Genomic DNA, 21,535 nt, shown 5'->3' with positions numbered 1-21,535 from the left:
GGATCAGGACTCAAGGATCAGACCCAGACTCTCGACCGGGTCATCATTCATTCGGTTTGACGCTTTCGAGAAGCATGTCCAGCCACTCGGTCACCTTGTCCCGGTGTTTGTCGCTGGGCAGTTGGGCCGCGCGCCAGGCGATGCCGCGGACACCGTGGTTCTGGAGGAGTCTTGCCAGCGGATCGCCGGTCGAAGCGGCCGGGGCGGGTACGGTTTCGCGCGTCCGGACCGCGTAGTCCTGGAGCAGCTGCTGCTCGGTCCGCAGGAGGGCGTCGGTGAGGGCCTCGGCGTCGTGCGCGGTGAGGAAGCCGGCGTGGACGCCGAAGAAGCGCTGGATCGCGTCGCAGTGCTCCATGGTGGGCCGACGGTCGCCGTTGATCAGGGCGCCGGCCTGCTGGCGCGACATTCCGGCGCCGTCCGCGATCTCCTGCTGCGTGTAGCGGCGTCCGTTCGGTTTCAGCCGGGTGCGCCGGAGCAGGTCGAGGCGCTGGAGGAAGCGCGTCTGCAGGCAGGGCTCGACGACGGGCCGGCCGTCCAGCAGGGAACGGACCACGTCGGCGGGGACGCCGGAAGCCTCGGACAGGCGGCGCAGGTCGAAGACCTTGTTCAGGTCGCGGCCCATCTTGCCCGCGAGTTCGGCGACGCGCGTGACGGTGGCTGCCAGGGGCGCGTTGGCCACCGCGACGGGAGCCGGGAAGCCGTCTGTCACCAGTGGTTCTCCTAGATCGCGGCGGGGTCGGTACGGGCACATGGTCGGCTTTTGGAATCTAGCCGAGGAGCCGTCGCAGGGCCAGAACTTGCCACAGCTGTGGCGGGAATGAGCTGTCAAGAGGCTGGAATTGCCACGATAGTTGACACTCGAATGAAGTCGGTAGCAGGATCGCCAGAGGAAATTGAAGATCCAGACCGTGAAGAGGGGGAGCTCTCGGTGCCACATCTCGCAGCGGTGGGCCCGTCCGACGGGCTTGCCCGAGTCGTCGAGGAGCGCCTTGCGGGCGACGAGTCCGCACGCGGCGCAGTGCGGTCGGAGCGACGCAAGGAGATTTTGCGCCAGCGGCGCGAGGAACTGGGCCTGAGCCAGGAAGACCTCGCCGCCCGGCTGCGCATCAGCGTCCGCGCCTACGGCAACTGGGAACGCGGCCTGGTCAAGGAATGGACCGACCGCAAACTGCTCGCCCTGGCCGAGGCCTTGGAGATGAGCGAGCGGCAGTGCTTCTGGCTCTTCCGCGTCATGGTCGACCGCGACCCGCCGCCGACCTGGCGGGCGGCCGAGGAGAGCCGGCTGCCCCAGGACCCCGCCCAGCGCGACTACCTGTGCGACTACGCGGCGCTCATGGAGTCCGTGCCCTACCCGAGCTTCCTGGTGGACCACCGCTGGGACGTGGCGCTCACCAACTCGGCGTTCGACAAGCTCTTCCAGTCGGTGCGCCCCCACCCGACCGCCCTCCCGGACGACAACTTCCTGCGCTTCGTGCTGTTCCACCCGGACGCCGCCGCCGTGCTGGAGGACCACGAACCGGCCTGGTGCGTACCGCTGCTGGCCCAGTTCGCCGCCGCGCTCGCCGCGGCCCCGGACGACGAGGGCCTCACCTCCATCCGCCAGGAGGTGGCCCGCGATCCGTTCATGGAGGCGGCCTACCGCTACGGGGTGCCGCACTGGCTGAGCACCCACGGGGCGGACGCGGCCGAGCGCGACGGGGCCGTGCGGACCGTACGCCACTGGGATCCGCGCTGGGGGCACGTGCGCTGCCGGATGGTGGCCGAATCCAGCCGGATGCTCGACGGCATGGGCCTCACCCGGATCACCATGATCCTGTCCGCGCCGCAGGGCGCGGCGACGGGCCCGGTCCGGGACGGCGCCGCCGCGCCCCTCCACCGGGGACCCCGGCTGCGCGCCGTGCCGTCGCTGGACGACTAGCCGCCGCGGGGGACACTGGGACCTCCATCACGGGTCGATCCCGTGCCGCGGGAGCGGGTGTCACGGATCGTGGCACCGATCGTGGCACGGGCGAAGGGCGGTAGGGCGTGCGGCTGACCATCCTCGGCGGGGGCGGATTCCGGGTACCGCTCGTCTACGGAGCACTCCTCGGCGACCACGCCGAGGGCCGGGTCACCCACGTGACCCTGTACGACGAGGACCCCGCCCGGCTCGGCGCCATGGCCCGGGTGCTCGCCGACCAGGCGGCCGCCTCCGGGGCGGCCGACGCCCCGGCCGTCACCGCCGCCCGCGACCTCGACGAGGCCCTGCGCGGAGCCGACTTCGTCTTCTCCGCCATCCGCGTCGGCGGGCTCGAAGGCCGCGCCGCCGACGAGCGGGTCGCGCTGGCCGAGGGAGTGCTGGGCCAGGAGACGGTCGGCGCGGGCGGGATCGCGTACGGGCTGCGGACGGTGCCGGTCGCCCGGGAGATCGCCCGCAGGGTGGCCCGTACCGCCCCCGAGGCCTGGGTCATCAACTTCACCAACCCGGCCGGGCTGGTCACCGAGGCCATGGCCGAGGAGCTCGGCGACCGCGTGATCGGGATCTGCGACTCCCCGGTGGGGCTCGGCCGGCGCCTCGCCCGGCTGCTCGGCGCCCGCCCCGAGGAGGCCTGGATCGACTACGTCGGCCTCAACCACCTGGGCTGGGTCCGCGGGCTGCGCATCGCGGGCCGCGACGAACTGCCGCGGCTGCTGGCCGACACCGGGGCCCTGGAGTCCTTCGAGGAGGGCCGGCTGTTCGGGGCCGAGTGGCTGCGCTCGCTCGGCGCGATCCCCAACGAGTACCTGCACTACTACTACTTCAACCGCGACACCGTACGGGCCTACGCGCAGGCCGGGCAGACCCGCGGGGCCTTCCTGCGCGACCAGCAGCGCGGGTTCTACGCCCAGGCGGGCCGCGCGGACCTGGCGCCCGGAGCGGCCCTGGCCGCCTGGGACCGTACGCGGGCCGAGCGGGAGGCCACGTACATGGCCGAGAACCGCGAGGCGGCGGGCACGGGCGAACGCGACGCGAGCGATCTGGAGTCCGGCGGGTACGAGAAGGTGGCGCTCGCACTGATGCGGGCCATCGCGCGCGACGAGCGGGCCACGCTGATCCTCAACGTCCGCAACCGCGGCGTGCTGTCCGTGCTGGACGCGCAGGCGGTCATCGAGGTGCCCTGCCTGGTCGACGCGAACGGCGCGCACCCGGTGGCCGTCGATCCGCTGCCGCTGCACGCGGTGGGCCTGGTGACCTCCGTCAAGGCGGTGGAGCGGGCCGTCCTCGCGGCCGCCGCGAGCGGCTCCCGGCCGGACGCCGTCAAGGCCTTCGCGCTGCACCCGCTGGTGGACTCGGTCGGGGTGGCGCGCCGGCTGCTCGACGGGTACGCGGCCGAGCATCCGGGCCTGGCCCACCTGCGCTGATCCCGGCGGAGCGTCATCCGTTCGGCCCCGTGCCGGATGCGGGGGCGCGGGCGTGCTGTGAGAGTCCGGAGTGTGACCACTGCCCCCGTCGTCCCCGCCGCGGCGCCGCCCCTGCCGGACCGGCGGACGCGCAACGTCATCTTCGGGACGATCATGCTGGGCGTGCTGCTCGCCGCGCTCGACCAGACGATCGTGGGCACGGCGCTGCCCACGATCGTGGCCGATCTCGGCGGCGGCGACCACATGTCCTGGGTGGTCACCTCCTACCTGCTCGCGGAGACCGTCGCGACCGTGCTGGTGGGAAAGTTCGGCGACATGTTCGGCCGGAAACTCATCTTCCAGATATCGGCGGTCGTCTTCATCACCGGCTCCTTCCTGTGCGGGCTGGCGAGCAACATGTCCCTGCTGATCCTGTGGCGGGGCGTGCAGGGCGTCGGCGCGGGCGGGCTGATGGTCACCGCCATGGCCCTGATCGCCGACGTGGTGCCCCTGCGCGAACGGGGCAAGTACCAGGGCGCCATCGGCGCCGTCTTCGGCGTCGCGACCGTCATCGGCCCGCTGCTGGGCGGCCTGTTCACCGACCACCTGTCCTGGCGCTGGTGCTTCTACGTCAACGTCCCCATCGCGATCCTGGTGGTCATCGCGGCGGCGCGCACGATCCCCACGGTGCGGGTCGAGGGCAGGCCCGTCATCGACTACCTGGGCATCGTCCTCGTCGCGATCGGATCGAGCGCGCTCATCCTCGGCACGAGCTGGGGCGGCAACGAGTACGCCTGGAACTCGGCCGTGATCATCGGTCTGTTCGCGGGCGGCGCGGTAGCCCTCGCCCTCTTCTGCCTCGCCGAGGTCCGCGCCGTCGAACCGATGCTGCCGATGCGGCTGTTCCGCAACCCCGTCTTCACCGTCTGCTCCGTCCTCAGCTTCGTCGTCGGCTTCGCGATGCTCGGCGCGATGACCTTCCTGCCGACCTACCTCCAGTACGTCGACGGGGATTCGGCCACGGTGTCGGGCGTGCGGACCCTGCCGCTGGTCATCGGCCTGCTCATCGCCTCGGTCTTCAGCGGCAACGTCACCAGCAAGACGGGCCGCTACCGGATCTTCCCGATCGTCGGCAGCGCCGTGATGGGCATCGGGCTGTACCTGCTGTCGCGGATGGGCCCGCAGACCGGCGCCTGGCTGGAATCGCTGTACATGTTCGTGCTCGGCGCGGGGATCGGCCTGTGCATGCAGGTCCTGACGATCGCCGTCCAGAACACCGTGGACTACGCCGACCTCGGCACCGCCACATCAGGCGTCACGTTCTTCCGTACGCTCGGAAGCTCGTTCGGCACAGCTGTGTTCGGGACCATCTACGCCAACACCCTGGGCCCCGAGCTGGAGAAGGCGGTGGCGCAGGCCGCCCGGGCGACGGGGGCCGATCCGGCGCAGCTGGCGAAGGCGGCCCAGAGCCCGCAGGGGGTGCACGGGCTCGACCCGGCGGCGGCCGCCCCCGTCATCGAGGCGTACACACACGCCCTGCACACGGTGTTCCTGTGGACCGTGCCGGTGGCCGGGGTCGGCTTCGTCGTCGCGCTCTACCTCAAACAGGTCCACCTGCGGGACTCCGCCCGCGCGGCCTCGACGGACATGGGCGACGGCTTCGCCTCCCCGGCCACGGCCTCCGGGGATTCGGCCAAGCTGCTGGAGCTGGCGGTCGGCAAGCTCGTACGGAACATGGGGCCGGAGACGGCGCGGGCGATCGTGAACGGCTCCGACACCCGGCTGGACATCGCGGGCGCGTGGGCGGTGATGCAGGTGGAGATCATGACCCGGACGGTCGGCCACGCGAGCCTCGGGCTCATCGCCTCGCGCCGCGCCCTGCCGCCCGAGGTCCTGGTGCCGGTCTTCGACCGGATGGAGCAGGAGGGGTACGTGAGCCGGGAGGGATCCTTCTTCACGCTCACGCCGGCGGGGCAGCGGGAGGCGGCGACGCTCTCCAAGGCGTGGGGCGACTGGCTCGGGGACCAGCTGGAGAAGGACCGCGGCCGGCCGCGGAGCGAGGAACTCCGGGCGGCGGCCGACGCGATCGCGAAGCGGCTGCTGGCGGAGGACCTGGGCGAGGGCTACTTCGCGCAGAAGGCCCCGGCGGGGGTGTGACCCGCGAGGGGGTCAGAGCCCGGTCGGGCGGCCGCCGGTGACGCGGCTCCACAGGGAGCGCGTGGCGCCGAAGCCGCTCTCGTGCACCCAGACGTGGGTGCAGGAAGGGCACTGCAGGTGCAGCAGGCTGCCGGTGTTGGTGAGCAGGTAGCGCCAGTGCGCGGAGCAGGTGCGCCGCTCCTCGCAGGGCGGGCAGCCGCGGGCGTCGTCGCAGCTCGGGCAGGCCACCCAGGCACGCCGCCCGGGGTCCGCCTGCGGGTCAAGCGGCAGCATGGCCGTCCCCGCGCGGGGCGAGCACACCGGCCTCGACCAGGCTGTCGTGGATGCGCTGCTGCTCGGCGTCGAGGCCGGAGTAGAGCAGGTCGTACGCCGCCTCCTCACCGCGCAGTACCTCGACGGGGTCCCAGTCGGGGCCGAGGGCGGCCATGACCTGGGCCCGCCGCAGGACCTCCTGGGCGGTGAGGTCGACGGTGAACTCGGTCAGCCCGGCGGAGTCCGGGCCGGTGGGGGGTGTGGGGTGGTGGGGGGCCATGCATACGAACTTAGGTATGCCTTCCTTGCCGTGGCAAGAGGGGGTGGGAGATGTCACAGCGGGTCGGCGGCGCCGCCTGCCCCGCTCTGCCGTGCCCTGCCCTGTCCTCCCGACCGCGTCAGGGCGTCGGGTAGTCGTACGAGGGGACGGGCGGCAGGGTCGGCCCGAGCTCGGGGCGCCAGGCGCGGAGGACCGTCACGGAGGGCGCATAGAGGGCTTCCGGGATCGCCTCCGGGGCGAACCACTGCCAGCGCAGGATCTTGTGCGGCTCGGTGACGGTGGGGGTGCCCTCGGCGGCGCCGGTCACGGCCCCCGCGGTCAGGCGGGTCGTCCCTGCCTCCGGGGAGAGCTGGACGGTCAGGATCCGGATGTCCTCGGGGGCGGCCCGCAGATCCGTCTCCTCGGCCAGCTCGCGGGCGGCGGCCTGCTCGAAGCTCTCGCCGGGGTCGACCTTCCCGCCGGGCAGCTCCCAGCGGCCGTCGTGGGCCTGGCCGAGGAGCACGCGCCCGGCCGGGTCGGTCACGACGAGGCCGACGCCGACGACGGCGTTGGGCCGGGGGACGGCCCGGGTCGGGGGTCCGGGGCGGTCGCTGGGTGTGGTCATCGCTCCATTTGCCGGTTCGGCAACAGAGTTTGTCAAGCGGGTGGGCGGGCCACACCCTCGGCGGTATGGACAACGCGAGCGACGACGCAAGGGACAACACGCCGACGGACTCCTTCGACGTGGTGGTCGTGGGCGGTGGGACCGCCGGACTCGCCGGGGCGCTCACCCTGGCCCGGGCCCGCCGCCGCGTACTGGTGCTCGACTCCGGCAGCCCGCGCAACGCCCCCGCCGCCCACCTGCACGGCTACCTGGGCCGGGACGGGGCGAGCCCGGCGGAGCTGCTGGCGGTGGGGCGGGCCGAGGTCACCGGGTACGGGGGCCGGATCCGCTGCGGAGCCGCCGGCACCGCGCTCGCCGCCGACCGGCTGCCCGGCGGCGGCTTCCTCGTCCGGTGCGCCGACGGGTCCTCCGTACGGGCGGGCCGGCTGCTGATCGCCACGGGGCTGGTCGACGAACTGCCGGAGCTGCCGGGGCTGCGCGAGCGCTGGGGGCGGGACGTGCTGCACTGCCCGTACTGCCACGGCTGGGAGGTGCGCGACGAGCCGGTCGCGGTGCTGGCCACCGGTCCGCTCGCCGTGCACCAGGCGCAGATGTGGCGGAACTGGACCGACCGCGTGACCCTGCTGACCCATACCCGGCGGCTCACCGAGGAGGACCGGGAGCTGCTGTCCGCGCTCGGCGTCGCGGTGGCGGAGGGCGAGGTGAGCGGGCTGGACATCGCCGGCGACCGGCTGGCCGGCGTGACCTTGGCCGACGGCGGGAAGGTGGCGTGCACGGCCCTCGTGGTGGCCCCGCGGTTCACCGCCCGCGCCGGGGTCGCGGCGAGCCTCGGGCTGCCCGTGGCCACGGTGGAGCGGGACGGGACGGCGATCGGCACCTGCCTGGAGGCGGATCCGCTGACCGGAGCCACCGCGCTGCGCGGTGTCTGGGCGGCCGGGAACGTGGCCGGCCCCATGGAGCAGCTGGCCGGGGCGGCCGCGGCCGGGGTGCGGGCGGCCGTGGCGCTCAACGGCGACCTGATCGAGGAGGAGGGCCGGCGGGCGCTGGAAGCCCACCGCGCCGCTGCCGGCGGCGGGGGCGCGGGCGCGGGCGGAGCTTAGTCCGTCGGACGGGTGTGCGGGTTTCGGCCGGGGCGGGTTCGTGCAGGCTCTGAACAGTCCGATCTTCGTACCGTTCATCGGCTCAGCGGCTCGGGGGGCGCGCAATGGCACATGTGCTGGTCATCGGCGGAGGTGTCGGGGGGCTGGCGACCGCGCTGCTCGCGGCGCGGTACGGACACACCGCCGAGCTGTTCGAACGCGATACGCGCGCACCCGGCGCCGCGCTCGACCGGGACTTCTTCGGCTGGCACCGGCCGGGCGTCCCGCAGGCCACGCAGCCGCACGCCCTGCTCGGTGCGGCCCGTACGGTCCTGCGGCAGGAACTGCCCGACGTCCACGCGCGGATGCTGCGGCTCGGGGCGCGCGAGCGGCACGAGCTGGACTGGTTCGACGTACGCCCGCCGGCCCGGCCCGGTGACGAGGACCTGGTGATGCTCCAGGCCCGGCGCATCGTCCTGGAGAGCGCCCTGACCACCGCGCTGCGCGCCGAACCGGGGGCCGTGATGCACCACGGGGAGCCGGTGACCGGGCTGCTGGCCGAGGCGCGGGGTTCCGCCGTACGGGTGGGGGGCGTGACCACTGCGGCCGGTGCGTACGCGGGGGACCTCGTGGTGGACGCGGGCGGGCGGCGCGGGGGCGTCGAGCGCCTGCTGCCCGCGGCGGGCTGCCGGCCGGCGGTGGTGGAACGGCACCGGACGGGGCTGGCGTACTTCTGCCGCTGGTACCGGCTGCCCGAGGGGATGGAGGAGGGGCCGCGCAGGCCGTGGGCGGTGACCGGGAACACGTTCGCGGGGTGCGCCGTCTTCCCGGCCGACAACCGGCTGTTCGCGGTGACCCTGTTCGTCCACACCGGGGACACCACCCGCGCCGCGCTGCGCGATCCCGCCGTGTTCGAGGCCGCGGCCCGGGCCTTTCCGCCCGGAGCGGCCTGGCTGGACCTGGGCGCCGAACCGCTGTCCGGGGTCCTGGCCACGGGCGGCCTGGACAACCGGTGGAGCGCGCTGGTCGACGAGCGGGGGCCGGTGGCGACCGGCCTGGTGCCGATCGGGGATGCGATCACGCACACCAACCCGACGCTGGGGCAGGGCACCTCGCTGGCGCTGTGGGCCGCGTGCAGGGTGGCCCGTACGGCGCACCAGGACCCGGGATCGGTGCGGTTCGCCGCCGCGTACCACGCGTGGGCCGTACGCACCCTGAAGCCGTGGTTCGACTTCCAGGTGGTGGCCGACACGGCCATCGGGGAGCGGTTCGCGACGCGGGCGGGGCGGACGGAGTCGGCGCGCGCGGTGGCCGCGCTCTTCGAGTGCGCGCTGGAGGACCCCGAGGTGATGCGGGCCCGGGCGCGGGTGCGGCACCTGGTCGAACCGCCGGAGCGGGCGTACGCGGACCCGCAGGTGAGGGCCCGTGTGGAGCGCTGGCTGGCGGCCCGCCCCGGATACGCGCCACACGCGGCGGGCCCGGACCGCGAGGAGTGGGAGAAGCTGGTCCGCGCCCCGGCGCCCGGTTGGCCCCAATACCTTTACTGATCAGGGTTGTTGTCGTACGGCGTGCGGGCGTAGTGGCTTGTGGACGCTCTTGTGATTCCGCTCGAACCATGTGCTGGTCGGCGTCTCGTCGTGTCGGCATGCCAGAGGGTTGATCAAGATCGAAACGAGCGACCTACGCCTTCAAGTTGAGGACCTCGGCGAGGTCGTAGCCGACGACCTCTTCGAGCTGGGCGTACGTACAGCTCTGCGGTTCGCGGTCGGGCCGCCAGCGGCGGAACTGGGCGGTGTGCCGGAAGCGGTCGCCCTCCAGGTGGTCGTACGCGACCTCGCAGACGCGCTCGGGGCGCAGCGGTACCCAGGAGAGGTCCTTCTTGCCGGTCCAGCGGCTCTGTGCGCCGGGCAGCCGGGCGCTCTCATGGGCGGCCTCCTCGGCCCAGGCGGCCCACGGGTGGCCGGTGGTGTCGTCCATCCGCAGGGGTGCGAGCTCCTCCACCAGTTCGGCCCGGCGCTTCATGGGGAAGGCGGCGCAGACGCCCACGTGCTGGAGGGCTCCGTGGGCGTCGTGCAGGCCCAGGAGGAGCGATCCGACAATCGGACCGCTCTTGTGGAAACGGAAGCCCGCGACGACGACGTCGGCCGTACGCTCGTGCTTGATCTTGAACATGAGGCGGGCATCGGGCCGGTAGGGCAGATCGAGCGGTTTGGCGATCACCCCGTCGAGCCCGGCGCCCTCGAACCGCTCGAACCACTCCTGCGCGAGCGCGGGGTCGGTGGTGGCGGGCGCGAGATGAACGGGGGGCCGAGCGGTGGACAGGGCGTCGGTGAGGGCGGTACGGCGGGCTGCGAGCGGGGTGTCGAGGAGGGACTGGTCGCCGAGCGCGAGCAGATCGAAGGCGACGAACCCGGCCGGCGTCTTCTGCGCCAGCATGTCGACACGGGACTGCGCGGGATGGATCCGCTCGGTCAGCCGGTCGAAGTCGAGCCGCCCGCCGTGAACGATGACGATCTCGCCGTCCACGACGCAGCGGGCGGGCAGGTTGTCCTTCAGCGCGGTCACCAACTCGGGAAAGTACCGGGTCAGGGACTTCCCCGTACGGCTGCCGATCTCCACCTCGTCGCCGTCGCGGTGCACGATGGCCCGGAAGCCGTCCCATTTGGCCTCGTACTGCATGCCCGGAGGGATCTTGGACACCGACTTGGCGAGCATCGGCTTCACGGGCGGCATCACGGGCAGATCCATGTCTTAGATTCTGCGGTGGTACGTCCCGGCCCGCCCGGTATGCGCACCGGGCGGGGGCCGCCTACCGTGGCGCACATGGGTGCATCCGGTAATGCCATCGAGCTGGACGCGGGCGGGCGGACCGTACGGCTGTCCAGCCCGGACAAGGTCTACTTCCCCGAGCGGGGCCTGACCAAGCTGGACGTGGCGCGGTACTACCTGTCCGTGGCCGACGGGATCACGCGCGCCCTGCGCAACCGGCCCACCACCCTGGAGCGCTACCCCGAAGGGGTGGAGGGCGAGTCCTTCTTCCAGAAGCGCGCCCCGAAGAACCTGCCCGACTGGATCCCGACCGCCCACATCGAGTTCCCCAGCGGGCGCACAGCCGACGAGATCTGCCCGACCGAACCGGCCGCCGTCCTGTGGGCCGCCAACCTGGGCTGCCTGACCTTCCACCCCTGGCCGGTGCGGCGCGGGGACACCGACCGGCCCGACGAACTGCGCATCGACCTGGACCCGCAACCGGGCACCGACTACCACCACGCGGTGATCTGCGCCCACGAGCTGCGCGACGTACTGGAGGACCTGGGCCTGCGCGGCTGGCCCAAGACCTCCGGCGGGCGGGGTCTGCACGTCTTCGTCCCGATCGAGCCGCGCTGGACGTTCACCGAGGTCCGGCGCTGCGCGATCGCGATCGGCCGTGAACTGGAACAGCGGATGCCCGGCAAGGTGACCACGGCGTGGTGGAAGGAGGAGCGCGGCGAGCGGATCTTCGTCGACTACAACCAGACCGCCCGCGACCGCACGATCGCCTCCGCGTACTCCGTGCGCCCACGCCCGCACGCCCCGGTCTCGGCCCCGCTGCGCTGGGACGAGATCGACTCCGCCGAGCCCCGCGACTTCGACATCACCACGATGCCGGCGCGGTACGCGGAGCTCGGGGACCTGCACGCGGACATGGACGAGCACGCCTTCACCCTGGACGCGGCCCTGGAACTGGCCGAGCGCCACGAACACGAGCACGGCCTGGGCGACATGCCGTACCCGCCGGACTACCCGAAGATGCCCGGCGAGCCGAAGCGCGTCCAGCCGAGCCGGGCGAAGCACGGGGAGACGAAGGGCCGCGAGGACACGAAGGACGAGGACAGCTCGTAGGGAGGACGGAAGGAGTACGGGTCATGCTCACGACGGACTACACGGACGGCTCCCCGAACTGGGTCGACCTCGGCACGCCCGACCTCGACGGGGCCGCCGGGTTCTACACCGCGCTGTTCGGCTGGGACTACCGGCCGGGCGGCGAGGAAGCCGGCGGATACGCGATGTTCCAGCTCGACGGCAGGACGGTGGCGGGCGGCATGGCCGTCGCGCCGGGCGAGGTCCGGTCGGCGTGGACGGTGTACTTCCGGAGCTCCGACGCGGACGCCACCGCGGCCGCCGTGGTCCAGGCGGGCGGCACGGTCGCGGTCGAGCCCAGGGACGTCATGGGCCTCGGCCGGATGGCGATCTTCGCCGACCCCGCGGGGGTCACGTTCTCGATCTGGCAGCCGGGCAGGATCGAAGGCCTCGGCGCCGTCACCGACGTCGGCACCCTGTGCTGGACCGAGCTCTACACGCCCGATGTGCCGGCGGCCGCGGCCTTCTACGGCGCGGTCTTCGGGTGGGAGGTCAACGAGATGCCTTTCGAGGGCGGCTCGTACACCGCGGTCAAAGCGGCGGGCACGCCCGACCGGGCGGCCTTCGGCGGCCTCGTCCCGATCGGGACCGACCCGGTGGAGGACGCCGAACGCCCCTACTGGACCCCGTACTTCGAGGTGCCCGACTGTGACGTGACGGCGGCCCAGGCGGAGGAGTCGGGCGGCAAGGTCCGGCTGTCGCCGGTGTCCATGGAGGGCGTCGGCCGCTTCGCCAAGCTGGCCGACCCCTACGGCGCGCGGTTCGCCGTCATCGCCAGCGCCCCCGCCCCGGGGGCTTGAGGAGCCGGTGTTGATCAGGCGTTGATCGGACGTCCATCGGCGGCGGTGAGGATCTCCGGCATGTCGATGAACACCTCCACCACCGCAGCACCCGCCTGGTACGACCTCGCCCTCTGCGCCCAGACGGGCCCGGGCTTCTTCTTCCCGGAGCCGGGCTCCTCCCTGCGGGACGCGAAGCGGCTGTGCGGGGCGTGCGAGGGCCGCGCGGCGTGCCTGGAGTACGCCCTGGCCAACGACGAGCGCTTCGGCGTCTGGGGCGGGCTCTCGGAATCCGAGCGCCTCGCCCTGCGCCGGCGCGGCTGACGGGACCGCCGCCGGGCACCCGCCCCGGACGCGCGAACCCCGGACGAACGCGAAACCCTGGCAGGGCGGGGGCCCTGCCAGGGTTTCGAGGCGTACGGGGCAGGTGTCAGGCCTTGCGGGCCGCGAGACGCGCCGCGCGGGCGGCCAGACGCTCGTCGAACTTGCGGGCCTCGGAGTCCAGACCGTTCATGAAGAGCCCGAGCTCCTCCTGGGCCTGCCGGCCCTCGGGACCGAGACCGTCGATGTCCATGATCTTCAGGAAGCGGATCACGGGGCTCAGCACGTCGTCGTGGTGGATCCGCAGGTTGTAGACCCCGCCGATCGCCATCTGCGCGGCCATCCGCTCGAAGCCGGGCATACCGTGTCCGGGCATCCGGAAGTTGACCACGACGTCCCGAACGGCCTGCATCGTCAGGTCCGGGGCGAGCTCGAAGGCCGCGCCCAGCAGGTTGCGGTAGAAGACCATGTGCAGGTTCTCGTCCTGCGCGATGCGGGCCAGCATCCGGTCGCAGACCGGGTCACCGGACTGGTGGCCGGTGTTGCGGTGCGAGATGCGGGTCGCGAGCTCCTGGAAGGCCACGTACGCCACCGAGTGCAGCATCGAGTGCCGGTTGTCGGACTCGAAGCCCTCCGACATGTGCTGCATGCGGAACGCTTCCAGCTTGTCCGGGTCCACGGCGCGCGAGGCCAGCAGGTAGTCGCGCATCACGATGCCGTGGCGGCCCTCCTCGGCCGTCCAGCGGTGCACCCACGTGCCCCAGGCGCCGTTGCGCCCGAAGAGCGTGGCGATCTCGTGGTGGTAGCTGGGGAGGTTGTCCTCCGTCAGCAGGTTCACGACCAGCGCGATCTTGCCGATGTCGGTGACCTTGGACTGCTGCGGGTCCCAGGCCTCGCCGTCCTCGAAGAAGCCCGGGAAGTTGCGGCCGTCGCTCCACGGGACGTACTCGTGGGGCATCCAGTCCTTGGTGACCTTCAGATGGCGGTTGAGTTCCTTCTCGACCACCTCTTCCAGCGCGAACAGCAGCTTGGCGTCGGTCCACGCCTCCGAGCTGCCGAGGTGGGGAGAGGTGATTGTCACGGGTGCTCCTGAGGACAAAGCGAAATACCTACGGTTCCGTAGCCTACGAACCCGTAGGTTAAGCGGAGCGTGAGGACCAGCCAAGCCCCAGGCGTTCATATGACCGGTTACGTCCGGTTATCTGCGCAGTTTGAGGGCGTGCGGCAGGGGCCCGCCGGAGCGAAAGTCGCCCCGGCAGGTGGCCCGTGACGCCCGCCTTGACGGTGGTCACCGCCAGGACGGGCATGACGGCGGCCGGGCTCACTCGTGCCAGAGGGCCTCGCGCACCTCCTCGGCCGTGGTCGGCTTCAGCTCGCCGTCCAGCAGCAGCCACCGGGTGATCCCGAGCGACTCCAGGAACGGCACGTCGTGGCTGGCCACCAGCAGCGCACCCTCGTACGACTCCAGTGCCTCCGTGAGCTGCCGCACGCTGGCCAGGTCCAGGTTGTTCGTCGGCTCGTCCAGCATCAGCAGCTGCGGAGCCGGCTCCGCCAGCAGCAGCGCCGCCAGAGCCGCCCGGAACCGCTCGCCGCCCGACAGGGTGCCGGCCGGCCGGTCCGCCCGGGCGCCCCGGAACAGGAAGTGCGCGAGCCGCGCCCGGACCAGGTTGTTCGAGGCCTGCGGGGCGAACCGGGCCACGTTCTCCACCACCGAGCGGCTCTCGTCGAGCACGTCCAGCCGCTGCGGCAGGAACCGCGTCGGCACGTGCGTGACCGCCTCCCCGGACACCGGCGCGAGCGCCCCCGCGATCGTGCGCAGCAGGGTCGTCTTGCCCGAGCCGTTGCGGCCCACCAGCGCGATCCGCTCCGGACCGCGCAGCTCCCACTCGCCCGCGGCCCGCGCCCCGTGCGCCAGGTGCACGTCGCTCAGGGTCAGGACCCGCCTGCCCGGCGGGACCTGCGTGGCGGGCAGCTTGATCCGGATCTCGTCGTCGTCCCGGACCGCCTCCGCCGCCTGGTCCAGGCGTTCCTTCGCCTGCGCCAGCTTCTCGGTGTGCAGGATCCGGTGCTTGCCGGCCGACTCCTGCGCCGCGCGCTTGCGGGCGCCCATGACGATCTTCGGCTCGCGCTTCGAGTCGTTCATCTTCTGGCCGTACCGCTTGCGCCGCGCCAACTTCATGTGCGCGTCGGACAGTTCCCGCTTCTGCCGCTGTACGTCGGCCTCCGCGACCCGGACCATCCGCTCGGCCGCGTCCTGCTCGGCGGCCAGCTGTTCCTCGTACGCGGAGAAGTTCCCCCCGTACCAGCGGACTTCGCCGTCGTGCAGGTCGGCGATCTGGTCGACCCGCTCCAGCAGCTCCCGGTCGTGGCTGACCACGAGCAGCACCCCGGACCAGGACTCGACCGCCGCGTACAGGCGGCGCCGGGCCCGCAGGTCCAGGTTGTTCGTCGGCTCGTCGAGCAGCAGGACGTCGGGGCGGGCGAGCAGCAGGGCGGCGAGGCGCAGCAACACGCATTCGCCGCCGGACAGTTCGCCAACCGTCCGGTCCAGGCCGATGCGGGCGAGGCCGAGCTGGTCGAGGGTGGCCAGGGCCCGCTCCTCGACGTCCCAGTCGTCGCCGACGGCGGCGAAGTTCGCCTCGGTCGCCTCGCCCGCCTCGATGGCGTGCAGGGCGGCGCGGGCGGTGCGGATGCCGAGCGCCTCGTCCACGCGCAGGGCGGTGTCGAGGGTGACCCCCTGCGGGAGGTACCCGAGGGTGCCGGCCACCGACAACTGGCCGTCGGAGGGGGTCAGTTCACCGGAGATGAGTTTCAGCAGGGTGGACTTGCCGCAGCCGTTGAGCCCGATGAGGCCGGTTCGGCCGGGGCCGACGGCCAGCTGGAAGTCCTCGAAGACGGGAGTCCCGTCGGGCCAGTCGAAGGACAGGGCGGAGCAGGTGATGAATGCGGGGGCGTGGCTCATGGAGGCCTCCAGGTTGCGTGAGTGGTGAGTGCAACGCGGGGAGACAGCCGACGGTCGGACCCGGGCGTGGACGCGGAACGGGTCGGATGGCGGGATCGGTCGGTGTCTCGGACCTCAGAAGAGCAACGGCCTGCTCCGTTTCGACGGCAATGGGGCGTCTACGAAGCTACGGGCGGCCGGGAGCCGCCCGCAAACGATTTAAAGGGCGGGTGCGGGGGTGCGCGGACCGGGAGGCGTCCGGGCCTCAGTGCGGGTCGCGCATCAGCTCGGCCAGGTCGTGGTCCATGTCCAGGTACAGGTGCTCCAGCCCCGGCGGCACGATCGCCGCGGCCCGCTCCAGGAAGCGGTGCAGTTCGGCCGTCAGCATCAGCACGATCGCCACACCCTCCGGCGCGTGGAACTCGATCGTGGTCCGGTCGATGTCGTACGGCCGCACCCGCACGTCGCCCCACCCCGTCGGGCGGTCCAGCCCCGATTCGAGGAGCTCGCGGGCGAAGGTCCACGACACCTCGACGCCTTCCAGGGTGGCGGGAGCGGGGAAGGCCATGCGCACGGCGAAGGGATCCGCTCGGTCGTAGCAGAGCGTGACGGGTACGGTCTCGACCTTCGGCGCGGCGGCGACCAGACGGGCCTGCACGGCCTGCTCGATAACAGTGATCAAGGCTCGCTCCCTTGCGGCGGATCTGCTGCCGGGCATGGGGTGAAGCCCGACAACCGGATAGACGCCGGAATCGGCAAATCCGTGCATGCGAACTGACGTGAGCTGTGTCACCGATTGGCTGAAACGCGTCTGTTTGATCGCACAGAGTGACGACGGGAGGAGGGTGGGTGAAGGGGAGTCAGTCGCGGCCGCATGCCCCGGAGTGGTCGCAGAACGGCTGGTTCCCGCTCACTCCACAAGCGCAAAGCATCGCTCTGGTCTCGTGCCGGACGGCCCCTTCGGAGGTCGTCACGCGCAGATCGCCGCGCATCACGAGCTGCCCGGCGGACGACCGTACGACCGTCGTCGGCCGGTCCGGTTCCTCGGCCGGCCCCTCGTCGGCGAGCCGGTACCGCAGCGCCCCCGACGGGCACCGGCGGACCACCTCGGCGACCCGTTCCGGCTCGGCGCCGTCCGGCTGTACCCACGGACGCTTCCCCGAGTCGAACACCTCGGGGAGCCCGCTCACGCATTCGGCGGCGTGCAGGCACCGCCCGGTGTCGTAGGTGACGGTGATGCGCTTGCCGTCGTAGGCCTTGGGTTCCTTGGATGGCATGGCCACAGCGTAGGAACGCGGCGGCACGGACGCACCCTGGACGGCGAATCCGGCGTGCATTAGCTTCCGGCGCCATGAGACTTCTGGGAGTTGGCATGTGCGCGGCGGCTTTGGCGGTGGGTCTGCTGGCCGCCCCGGCACACGCGCAGGGCGGTACGGGCGGGCAGGAGTTACGGGGCGCGGGCTGGGCGCTGAAGGACACCGGCAAGGACGCCCGGTTCCGCGGGCTGGCAGCGGTCAGCCGCTCCACGGCCTGGGTGGCCGGCACCAAGGGCACGGTGCTGCGCACGTTGGACGGCGGCCGCAGCTGGCGGGACGTCTCACCGCCCGCCGCCGTCGCCGAGGGCCTGGAGCTGCGCGACATCGAGGCCTTCGACGCCCGGCGCGCGGTGGCCCTGTCCATCGGGGAGGGAGAGGCCTCGCGGGTGCTGCGCACCGAGGACGGCGGCGCCACCTGGACCGAGGCCTTCCGCAACCCCGACCCGCGGGCCTTCTACGACTGCCTCACCTTCTTCGACTCCCGGCACGGACTGGCCGTGAGCGACCCGGTGGACGGCAAGTTCCGCATCCTGTCGACGGACGACGGCGGCCGGAACTGGGCGGTGCTGCCGAGCGCGGGGATGCCGGACGCCCTGCCCGGCGAGGCGGGCTTCGCGGCCGGCGGCCAGTGCCTGGTCAGCGCCGGGCCGCGTGACGCCTGGCTGGCGACGGGCGGCGGCGCGACCGGCCGGATCCTGCACTCCTCGGACCGCGGCCGCACCTGGCGGGCCGCCGCGTCGGGCATCCCGGCGGGCGACCCGGCCAAGGGGGTCTTCGCCCTGGCCTTCCGGGACCGTACGACGGGCCTGGCGGTCGGCGGTGACTACCGCACCGGCGAGGCCTCCCCGCGGGCCGCCGCCGTGTCGGCGGACGCGGGCCGCACCTGGAGCCCGGCATCGGTCCCGCCCCCCGGCTACCGCTCGGGCGCGGCCTGGCTCCCGCACCTGCGCACCGCGGCCCTGGCGGTGGGCCCGACGGGCACGGACGTGACGACGGACGGGGGCAGGACGTGGCGCCCCCTGGCCCCGGGCTCGTTCGACACGGTCACCTGCGCGGGCGACGGCGGCTGCTGGGCGGCGGGGGAGAAGGGACGGGTGGGGAGGCTGGAGCGGCCGTAGGAGCCGGGCCGGACGGCCGGGGCCGGTCCCCGCTGCGGCGGGCCCGGGCCGGTCTGCGGCCGGGCCGGTCTGCGGCGGGGTCGGTCGGCACCGGGCCGGTCAGCGTGGGGGCAGGTCTGCGGCAGGGTCGGTCCGCGCCGGGGCCGGTCTGCGGCCGAACGGGTCGACGACGGGGGCCGACGACGTTGCGGCCGGGCCGTGGCAGCCGGGCGTCATAGGGTGGCCGTCGCTCCCAGGCGACGGAAGAACGGACGTTCATGGCGTACGACCGACGGGACCGCGCGATCTTCGGTGCCACCTCCGCCACCACTGCCACCCACGACGTCGGCCTGCTCGTACTGCGCCTCGTCGTCGGCCTCACCATGGCCGCGCACGGCACCCAGAAGCTCTTCGGCTGGTTCGACGGCCCCGGCTTCACCGCGACCGGCAAGGGCTTCTCGATGAGCGGCTACCCCGCCGGCCAGGCCATGGCGGCCATCGCGGGTCTCTCCGAGACCCTCGGCGGTCTCGGTCTCGCCCTCGGGTTCCTCACCCCGCTCGCAGGCGCGGCCCTGACCGGCACCTTCATCAACGTCCTCGCCGTCCGGGGCCTGAGCACCTACTTCGCCCCCAAAGGCGTGGAACTGGAGTCGGTCCTCTTCACCGCGGTCGTCGCCCTCACCCTCACCGGCCCGGGCCGCTTCTCCGTGGACCACCTGCTCCCGGTCCTGCGCGAGTCGCGCCCCCGCTACGCGGTCCTGGGGCTGGTCCTGGGAGCCGTGGCGGGTTTCGTCGTCCTCCTGATCCGGGACTGACCCGCCGCCAATCCCCAGCTCAGGCCGCTCGGTGGCCGCGGGATCGTCCGTGGCACCGAGGAGGCGCAGGACGCCCGCCTCACGGGTCAGCAGGCCCTCCGTCTGCCGAAGGTGGAAGGGCTTGACGAGGGACCGCGGCACCACCGTCGAGATCCACGCCGATGTCCTCGCTCCCCCCGCCCATGGATTGCGCCGGCGGTCGTACTAGACCGCCAGGTTCTCCCGTACTCCGGCCAGCTCCGGCGACGTCTTCGTCGCGATGAACTCCGTGATGCGGTACGCGCAGACGCCGGCCAGGACGAAGGGGTCCTCCGCCGCGATGCGCTCGACTTCCGCCCGCGAGACGCCCGCGGCCAGGATGATGCCGCCCTCGCGCGGGACCTTGCGGCCCGAGGCGAGGAAGACGCCCGAGGCGTAGTAGCCGTCCAGCCACGCGATGTGGGCGTCCAGCTCGTCCTCGACGGCCTCGATGGGGGCGGTGTACGTGAGCTCCATGACGAACATGATCGCCAGGCTACTCTCGCACCTCATGACGAGTGTGAAGACCCCCGCCGACGAGGCCGAGGCCCGGGCGATACAGGACGAACTCCGCAAGAGCGTGGTGCTCGACGAGGCGGGCCCGCCGCCCGGGCGCGGGCTGGTCGCCGGTGTGGACGTCGCCTACGACGACGAGCGCGACCTGGTCGCCGCCGCGGCCGTCGTCCTCGACGCCGCCACCTTGGAAGTGGTGGAGGAGGCGACCGCCGTCGGGCACGTCAGCTTCCCCTACGTGCCCGGACTCCTCGCCTTCCGGGAGCTGCCCACCGTGCTGGCCGCCCTCGAATCGCTGACCGCCGCCCCCGGCCTGGTCGTCTGCGACGGGTACGGGCTCGCCCACCCCCGCGGCTTCGGTCTCGCCTGCCACCTCGGGGTCGTCACCGGGCTGCCGAGCATGGGGGTGGCGAAGAACCCCTTCACGTTCACGTACGAGGAGCCCGGCGCCCGGCGCGGTGACGCCGCCGCGCTGGTCGCGGCCGACGGGGCCGTCGTCGGCCGGGCGCTGCGCACGCAGGACGGGATCAAGCCGGTGTACGTCTCGGTCGGCCACCGCATCTCGCTCGACAACGCCTGTGCCCACGCCCTGGCGCTGAGCCCCCGCTTCCGGATCCCCGAGTCCACCCGGCACGCCGACTCGCTCTGCCGACGGGCCCTGCGCGAGGCCTCCTGAGCGGCGGCCGGTTCAGCGGGCCGAGGCCACCCGGAAACGGATCCCCGCCTTCTGGAGCCGGTCCAGCAGGGCGTCGCCCATCGCCACCGCCGTGGTGAGCTGGCCGGCCCGGTCGGGCAGGGCGTCGTACGCGAGGCACAGCGCGGACTCCGCCAGCATCTTGGCGGTCTCCCCGTAGCCCGGGTCGCCGCCCGAGACCTCGGTGAACACGCGGCGGCCGCCGCCCTCCCCCACGAAGCGCACCGTGAACCAGCTGCGCGCCCGACGCTCCGCGTCCGGGCCCTGGCCCGCCTCCCAGCGGCCCATCAGCCACCGCCGCGCCGCCGGGAGCTGTGCCAGGGCCACCGCCCCGCCGACCGCCGCCGCGCCGCCCACGGCGACCGGGAGGTGCTTCACCGAGGCGTACTGCCGGTAGCGGAAGTCCGGCCCGTACCGCTCCAGCGCGGCCGCCGAGCGGGTCACGACGCGGTGGTCCAGGGTCGGCAGCGGGAGCGCCCACGTGCCGGTCTCCCGGCTGAACCGCGGCGCGCCCAGGGGTCCGCGCACGCGTCGCCCGGGCAGCCGGGGCTCGTGCAGCCGGCGCTCCCGCGCCGCCGCCAGGGTCTGCGGTCCGCGACCCATGGCGGTGAGGGCGGAGGCCAGCGTTCCGCCGGAGAAGGTGGCGTTGGACCGCATGAACCCGTCCACCCGCAGCGCGGCGCCCTCGGGGAGCTGCCCCACCGTGAAGTACGCGCCGAGGTCGGCCGGGATCGAGTCGAAGCCGCAGGCGTGCACCAGCCGCGCGCCCGTTTCCCGGGCCCGGGCGTCGTGCTCGACGTACATCCGGTCCACGAACTCCGGCTCGCCGGTGAGGTCCACGTAGTCCGTGCCCGCCGCGGCGCAGGCGGCGACCAGCTCCGCCCCGTACAGGACGTACGGTCCCACGGTCGTGGCGAGGACCCGGGTGGAGGCGGCCAGTTCCCGTACGGCCGTCGGGTCCGCGGCGTCCGCGCGCAGCAGCGGCAGCGAGGCGCAGCCGGGGTGGAGCGCGGTCAGCCGCTCGCGCAGCCGCTCCAGCTTGCCGAGGTCGCGCCCAGCGAGCGCCCACCGGCAGCCGGCGGGGGCGTGCGCGGCGAGGTACTCGGCGGTGAGGGCGCCGACGAAGCCGGTCGCGCCGAACAGCACCACGTCGTAAGGGCGTTCCCGTCGCCGGCCCGCTTCCCGGTCCTGGTCCCGGCCCGGTTCCTGGTCCCTGCCCGGTTCCCGGTCCTGGTCCCGGCCCGGTTCCCGGTCCTGGTCCCCGTCCCGTGACAGGTCTCGATCCCGGTCCGTTCCGTGCCCCGTGGCCCCGTCAGCCCGCCGAACCTCTTCGTCCATCACGGCTTCACCCCACTCCAGTCGGTGGCTGAGGCTAACCCGCACCCGGCCCGCGCAGAACAGCGCCCCCG

Annotated in this window: 22 protein-coding genes; 11 read left to right on the top strand and 11 right to left on the bottom strand. The window is 73.1% G+C overall.

What is annotated here, in order from left to right:
* Positions 1-43 precede the first annotated feature (43 nt).
* The gene (locus CP980_RS06125) at positions 44-709 is read right to left on the bottom strand and encodes a helix-turn-helix domain-containing protein (protein WP_099888745.1); all 666 of its coding nucleotides are present in this window, start codon (positions 707-709) and stop codon (positions 44-46) included.
* A gap of 336 nt (positions 710-1,045) precedes the next feature.
* Here CP980_RS06125 and CP980_RS06120 point away from each other — a divergent pair, with 336 nt between their 5' ends.
* The 3 genes from CP980_RS06120 (at position 1,046) to CP980_RS06110 (ending at position 5,517) form a co-directional block, all read left to right on the top strand.
* The gene (locus tag CP980_RS06120) at positions 1,046-1,918 is read left to right on the top strand and encodes an MmyB family transcriptional regulator (protein ID WP_150492908.1); all 873 of its coding nucleotides are present in this window, start codon (positions 1,046-1,048) and stop codon (positions 1,916-1,918) included.
* A gap of 107 nt (positions 1,919-2,025) precedes the next feature.
* Complete coding sequence (locus CP980_RS06115; RefSeq protein WP_165937372.1) at positions 2,026-3,381, top strand: 6-phospho-beta-glucosidase; 1,356 nt, start codon at positions 2,026-2,028, stop codon at positions 3,379-3,381.
* Between the two features lie 36 nt (positions 3,382-3,417).
* On the top strand, positions 3,418-5,517 hold the full coding sequence (locus CP980_RS06110; RefSeq protein WP_150492906.1) for an MDR family MFS transporter: 2,100 nt from the start codon (positions 3,418-3,420) through the stop codon (positions 5,515-5,517).
* 12 nt (positions 5,518-5,529) lie between these two features.
* On the opposite strand, the gene CP980_RS06105 is transcribed toward CP980_RS06110, so the two are convergent.
* From CP980_RS06105 to CP980_RS06095, 3 genes are all read right to left on the bottom strand, one after another.
* Positions 5,530-5,790: a hypothetical protein gene (locus tag CP980_RS06105; protein WP_150492904.1), complete on the bottom strand. Its 261-nt coding sequence runs from the start codon at positions 5,788-5,790 to the stop codon at positions 5,530-5,532.
* Positions 5,777-6,049, bottom strand: coding sequence for a DUF6400 family protein (locus CP980_RS06100; RefSeq protein ID WP_132759468.1), 273 nt, complete (start codon positions 6,047-6,049; stop codon positions 5,777-5,779). The genes CP980_RS06105 and CP980_RS06100 overlap by 14 nt, the downstream gene beginning before the upstream one ends.
* 118 nt (positions 6,050-6,167) lie before the next feature.
* Positions 6,168-6,653: a nucleotide triphosphate diphosphatase NUDT15 gene (locus CP980_RS06095; protein ID WP_132759469.1), complete on the bottom strand. Its 486-nt coding sequence runs from the start codon at positions 6,651-6,653 to the stop codon at positions 6,168-6,170.
* A gap of 65 nt (positions 6,654-6,718) precedes the next feature.
* Between CP980_RS06095 and CP980_RS06090 the strand changes: the two genes are divergently transcribed.
* Together CP980_RS06090 and CP980_RS06085 are read left to right on the top strand one after the other, a co-directional pair.
* On the top strand, positions 6,719-7,753 hold the full coding sequence (locus CP980_RS06090) for an NAD(P)/FAD-dependent oxidoreductase (RefSeq protein ID WP_150492903.1): 1,035 nt from the start codon (positions 6,719-6,721) through the stop codon (positions 7,751-7,753).
* Positions 7,754-7,857: 104 nt separating this feature from the next.
* Positions 7,858-9,279, top strand: a complete 1,422-nt coding sequence (locus CP980_RS06085) for an NAD(P)-binding protein (protein WP_150492901.1) — start codon at positions 7,858-7,860, stop codon at positions 9,277-9,279.
* 133 nt (positions 9,280-9,412) lie between these two features.
* Here CP980_RS06085 and CP980_RS06080 read toward each other — a convergent pair whose 3' ends face one another.
* Positions 9,413-10,480 carry an ATP-dependent DNA ligase gene (locus CP980_RS06080; protein ID WP_150492899.1) on the bottom strand — a complete coding sequence of 356 codons (1,068 nt, stop codon included), beginning with the start codon at positions 10,478-10,480 and terminating at the stop codon, positions 9,413-9,415.
* Positions 10,481-10,555: 75 nt separating this feature from the next.
* Between CP980_RS06080 and ligD the strand changes: the two genes are divergently transcribed.
* From ligD to CP980_RS06065, 3 genes are read left to right on the top strand one after another with little or no spacing between them, the layout of a single operon-like run.
* Positions 10,556-11,614 (top strand): non-homologous end-joining DNA ligase, encoded by a 1,059-nt coding sequence (gene ligD / locus CP980_RS06075; protein ID WP_132759473.1) that lies wholly within the window; start codon positions 10,556-10,558, stop codon positions 11,612-11,614.
* Positions 11,615-11,637: 23 nt separating this feature from the next.
* On the top strand, positions 11,638-12,432 hold the full coding sequence (locus CP980_RS06070; protein ID WP_150492898.1) for a VOC family protein: 795 nt from the start codon (positions 11,638-11,640) through the stop codon (positions 12,430-12,432).
* 60 nt (positions 12,433-12,492) lie between these two features.
* Complete coding sequence (locus CP980_RS06065) at positions 12,493-12,735, top strand: WhiB family transcriptional regulator (protein WP_099888731.1); 243 nt, start codon at positions 12,493-12,495, stop codon at positions 12,733-12,735.
* A 106-nt stretch (positions 12,736-12,841) separates the two neighbouring features.
* Here CP980_RS06065 and CP980_RS06060 read toward each other — a convergent pair whose 3' ends face one another.
* The 4 genes from CP980_RS06060 to CP980_RS06045 form a co-directional block, all read right to left on the bottom strand.
* Entirely contained in the window at positions 12,842-13,813 is a 972-nt protein-coding gene (locus CP980_RS06060; RefSeq protein WP_099888730.1) for an acyl-ACP desaturase, read from the bottom strand.
* A gap of 240 nt (positions 13,814-14,053) precedes the next feature.
* The gene (locus tag CP980_RS06055) at positions 14,054-15,694 is read right to left on the bottom strand and encodes an ABC-F family ATP-binding cassette domain-containing protein (RefSeq protein WP_167535798.1); all 1,641 of its coding nucleotides are present in this window, start codon (positions 15,692-15,694) and stop codon (positions 14,054-14,056) included.
* Between the two features lie 244 nt (positions 15,695-15,938).
* Entirely contained in the window at positions 15,939-16,355 is a 417-nt protein-coding gene (gene ssgD, locus CP980_RS06050; protein ID WP_132759475.1) for a spore wall synthesis regulator SsgD, read from the bottom strand.
* A 178-nt stretch (positions 16,356-16,533) separates the two neighbouring features.
* A complete protein-coding gene (locus CP980_RS06045; protein WP_132759476.1) occupies positions 16,534-16,950 on the bottom strand; it encodes a (4Fe-4S)-binding protein in 417 nt (138 codons plus the stop codon).
* 95 nt (positions 16,951-17,045) lie between these two features.
* On the opposite strand from CP980_RS06045, the gene CP980_RS06040 reads away from it, so the two are divergent.
* Entirely contained in the window at positions 17,046-18,107 is a 1,062-nt protein-coding gene (locus CP980_RS06040; RefSeq protein WP_373312770.1) for a WD40/YVTN/BNR-like repeat-containing protein, read from the top strand.
* A gap of 257 nt (positions 18,108-18,364) precedes the next feature.
* A complete protein-coding gene (locus tag CP980_RS06035) occupies positions 18,365-18,901 on the top strand; it encodes a DoxX family protein (RefSeq protein ID WP_150492894.1) in 537 nt (178 codons plus the stop codon).
* Between the two features lie 204 nt (positions 18,902-19,105).
* On the opposite strand, the gene CP980_RS06025 is transcribed toward CP980_RS06035, so the two are convergent.
* Positions 19,106-19,405 (bottom strand): YciI family protein, encoded by a 300-nt coding sequence (locus tag CP980_RS06025; protein ID WP_123511716.1) that lies wholly within the window; start codon positions 19,403-19,405, stop codon positions 19,106-19,108.
* Positions 19,406-19,430: 25 nt separating this feature from the next.
* On the opposite strand from CP980_RS06025, the gene CP980_RS06020 reads away from it, so the two are divergent.
* Positions 19,431-20,108, top strand: coding sequence for an endonuclease V (locus CP980_RS06020; RefSeq protein ID WP_132759479.1), 678 nt, complete (start codon positions 19,431-19,433; stop codon positions 20,106-20,108).
* A 12-nt stretch (positions 20,109-20,120) separates the two neighbouring features.
* Here CP980_RS06020 and CP980_RS06015 read toward each other — a convergent pair whose 3' ends face one another.
* On the bottom strand, positions 20,121-21,464 hold the full coding sequence (locus tag CP980_RS06015) for a saccharopine dehydrogenase family protein (RefSeq protein ID WP_150492891.1): 1,344 nt from the start codon (positions 21,462-21,464) through the stop codon (positions 20,121-20,123).
* Between the last annotated feature and the right edge of the window lie 71 nt (positions 21,465-21,535).

This window comes from Streptomyces vinaceus, from assembly GCF_008704935.1.
GTDB lineage: Bacteria > Actinomycetota > Actinomycetes > Streptomycetales > Streptomycetaceae > Streptomyces > Streptomyces vinaceus.
This window is presented reverse-complemented; position numbering and strand designations above follow the sequence as displayed.